At 65.9% G+C, this 3,017-nt stretch carries 4 protein-coding genes; 3 read left to right on the forward strand and 1 reads right to left on the reverse strand.

Annotated elements, in window-relative coordinates; translation table 11 throughout:
- On the reverse strand, positions 1-291 hold a 291-nt coding region (locus tag A3E77_RS06020), incomplete at its 3' end, for a c-type cytochrome (RefSeq protein WP_293644149.1).
- Between the two features lie 62 nt (positions 292-353).
- Between A3E77_RS06020 and A3E77_RS06025 the strand changes: the two genes are divergently transcribed.
- From A3E77_RS06025 to A3E77_RS06035, 3 genes are all read left to right on the forward strand, one after another.
- The gene (locus tag A3E77_RS06025; protein WP_293644151.1) at positions 354-719 is read left to right on the forward strand and encodes a c-type cytochrome; all 366 of its coding nucleotides are present in this window, start codon (positions 354-356) and stop codon (positions 717-719) included.
- Positions 712-1,659, forward strand: coding sequence for a cytochrome c oxidase subunit II (gene coxB / locus A3E77_RS06030; RefSeq protein WP_293644153.1), 948 nt, complete (start codon positions 712-714; stop codon positions 1,657-1,659). Before A3E77_RS06025 ends, coxB begins: the two co-directional genes overlap by 8 nt.
- Positions 1,656-3,017: cbb3-type cytochrome c oxidase subunit I (locus A3E77_RS06035; protein WP_293644155.1), on the forward strand; the 1,362-nt coding region annotated here is incomplete at its 3' end. The genes coxB and A3E77_RS06035, both read left to right, overlap by 4 nt.

The following is a 3,017-nucleotide window of genomic DNA, read 5'->3' on the forward strand; positions in this document are numbered from 1 at the left end:
GTTGTCGCTGAGCTTGCGGGCGACTGCTCGCATCGCAGGATGCTCGCGGCGACCGTTCGCATAATCGTCGAGCTGGCGGTGGAGATAGCCCGCGTCGAGTCCGGCGAGGCGCGGCGCGTCGCGCCCGTCGCCTTCGCCCTGCAGCCCGTGACAGGTGAAGCAGGCCGCTTCGGCGCCCGCATCGCCGCCGCTCATCGCGATCGTCTCGCCCGTCGCGCGGAAGCGATCGGGCGGCGCGGGCGCTTGGCATGCGGACAGGAGGAACAGGAGGAGGAGGGGGGCTTTGCGCACGCTTCGGGAACCAATGGCCGCGCGAGGTGGTTCCCAAAGCGAAACGAGGACGGTGAACGGCTATGAAAGGGGGCGCTGCGATTTCGGTCTTGATGCTGCTCGGCGCCTGCGCGCCCGCCCCGGTTGAAACGGCACCTGCCGACCCCGCCGCCGTAGCGCGCGGGCGCGATGCGGCGTCGCGGCTCGGTTGCGGCGCCTGCCATGCCATGCCCGGGATCGCCTGGCCGAAAGGGCGCGTGGGACCGCCGCTCTCGGGCTTCGGCGCGCGCCCGCTGATCGCGGGCGAACTGCCCAATCGCGCGCCGCTGCTTGCCGCCTTCGTCACCGACGCGCCGGCGATGGCGCCGGGGAGCGCAATGCCCGCGATACCGATGAAAAAAGCCGAAGCCGACGATATCGCCGCCTGGCTGCTGAGCCTCGATGACTGAGCGAACGCTGTCTTCGGAAGGCTGGCCGCCCGCCGTGCTCGATCCTGCCGGCCCCTATTCGGAGCCCGTGACCCTGCTTGCCTGGGTGCTGCTTGCTGGCGGACCCGTGATATTGGCGATCGTGCTTGGCGCACTCTGGATCGCGCTGCGCGGATCGCCTCGGCTCAAGACCCGGCTCGGCGGCGAGAAGGCGATCTGGATTCTGGGATTTGCGTTTCCCTCGGTCGTGCTCACGGGTCTGCTCGTGTGGGGCCTGATGCTCACCAGTTCGCTATCGGCGGCGCGCGTTCCCGAAGGCGCCATGCGCGTCAAGGTCATCGGCGAGATGTGGTGGTGGCGCGTCCATTATCAGGACGGACAAGGCCGCGAGACGCTGCGCGATGCGAACGAACTCCACATTCCGATAGGACAGCCCGTCCTGCTCGAACTCGAGGCGGCCGACGTCATCCATAGCTTTTGGGTGCCGCGGCTTGGCGGCAAGATGGACATGATCCCAGGGCGCACCAATCGCCTGCTGATCGAGGCCGATGCGCCGGGTATCTACAAGGGGCAATGCGCCGAATATTGCGGCGGCCCGCACGCGCTGATGGGGTTTGTGGTGGTGGCCCACACCCCGGCGGACTTTGCGCGGTGGCAGGCTTCGCGGCTCCCGTCGCAAGGCGCCGGCGGCGAGGGGCTTGCACTTTTTCTCTCGAGCGGCTGCGCCGCCTGTCACACGATCCGCGGCACGCCGGCGCGTGGACGGGCCGGCCCCGATCTGACGCATGTCGGTTCGCGCAGGACGCTGGGCGCGGGCATATTGCCCAATAATCCGGGGACGATGGCGGGCTGGGTCGCCGACAGCCAGGCGATCAAGCCCGCGAACCGTATGCCCGCCTATCATCAGTTTAGCGGCGAGGAACTGCAGGCGCTCACCGCCTATCTGGTCTCGCTCAAATGAGATCGGAAACGGGGTTCGATCCCGCGCTCTACGATCGCTTCCCGACCAAGGGCCGCCGGCCGAAGGGCGAGGAGGAAGAGCTTCGCCGGATCTGGTGCAAGCCCAAGGGCTGGGAATATCTGTTCGCGGTCAACAATAATTATATCGGCATCTATTATCTCGGAACCGCTTTTCTCTTTTTCCTGATGGCGGGGGTGCTCGCTCTGCTCATGCGTGCGCAACTCGCCGCGCCGATGCTCGAGATCCTGCCGCAGGGCACCTATAATCAGGTCTTCACCATGCACGGCACGGTGATGATGTTCCTGTTCGCGGTGCCCGCGGTCGAGGCGGCAGGCGTGCTCCTGCTCCCGCAGATGCTCGCGGCGCGCGATCTGCCGTTCCCGCGGCTGTCCGCCTATGCCTTCTGGGCCTATGCCGTCGGCGGACTTTGTTTTTTCGCCTCGATCTTCGTCGGGCTCGCGCCCGACGGCGGCTGGTTCATGTATCCGCCGCTGACGTCCAAGGCCTATTCGCCGGGAATCAACACCGACTTCTGGCTGCTTGGCATCGGCTTCATCGAGATCAGCGCGATCGCGGGGGCGATCGAGATCATCGTCGGCGTGCTGCGGACGCGCGCGCCGGGCATGCGCCTCGACAGGATGCCGATCTTCGCCTGGGCGATGCTCGTCTTCGCAGTGATGATCGTGATCGCCTTTCCGAGCATCATTCTGGGGACCTTGCTGCTCGAGATCGAGCGCGCGTTCGGCTGGCCCTTCTTCGACGCGACGCGCGGCGGAGACCCCTTGCTCTGGCAGCATCTCTTCTGGTTTTTCGGCCACCCCGAGGTCTATATCATCTTCCTGCCCGCCGCCGGGATGATGAGCATGATCGTCGCGACCGTCGCGGGCGAGAGGCTCGTCGGCTACCGGCTCATCGTCCTTGCGATGATCGCGACGGGCTTCATCAGTTTCGGCGTGTGGGCGCATCATATGTTCACCACCGGCATGCCGCCGATGACGACGGGCTTCTTCTCGGCCGCCTCGATGGCGGTCAGCGTGCCGGCGGGCATCCAGGTCTTCTCGTGGATCGCGACGCTCGCAATCGGCAAGCCGAAGTTCAATGCGCCCGGCCTCTTCGTGATGGGCAGCATCGTCATTTTCGTGACGGGGGGTCTGACGGGTGTGATGGTAGCGATGGTGCCCTTCGACTGGCAGGCGCACGATAGCTATTTCATCGTCGCGCACCTCCATTATGTCCTGATCGGCGGCATGGTCTTTCCGCTGTTTGCGGCCTTCTATTACTGGATTCCGATGGTGAGCAAGCGGGCGCTGTCGGAGCGGCTCGCGAAATGGGTGTTCGGCCTCATGTTCCTCGGCATG

Source organism: Sphingopyxis sp. RIFCSPHIGHO2_12_FULL_65_19 (genome assembly GCF_001830555.1).
Taxonomy (GTDB): Bacteria; Pseudomonadota; Alphaproteobacteria; order Sphingomonadales; family Sphingomonadaceae; genus Sphingopyxis.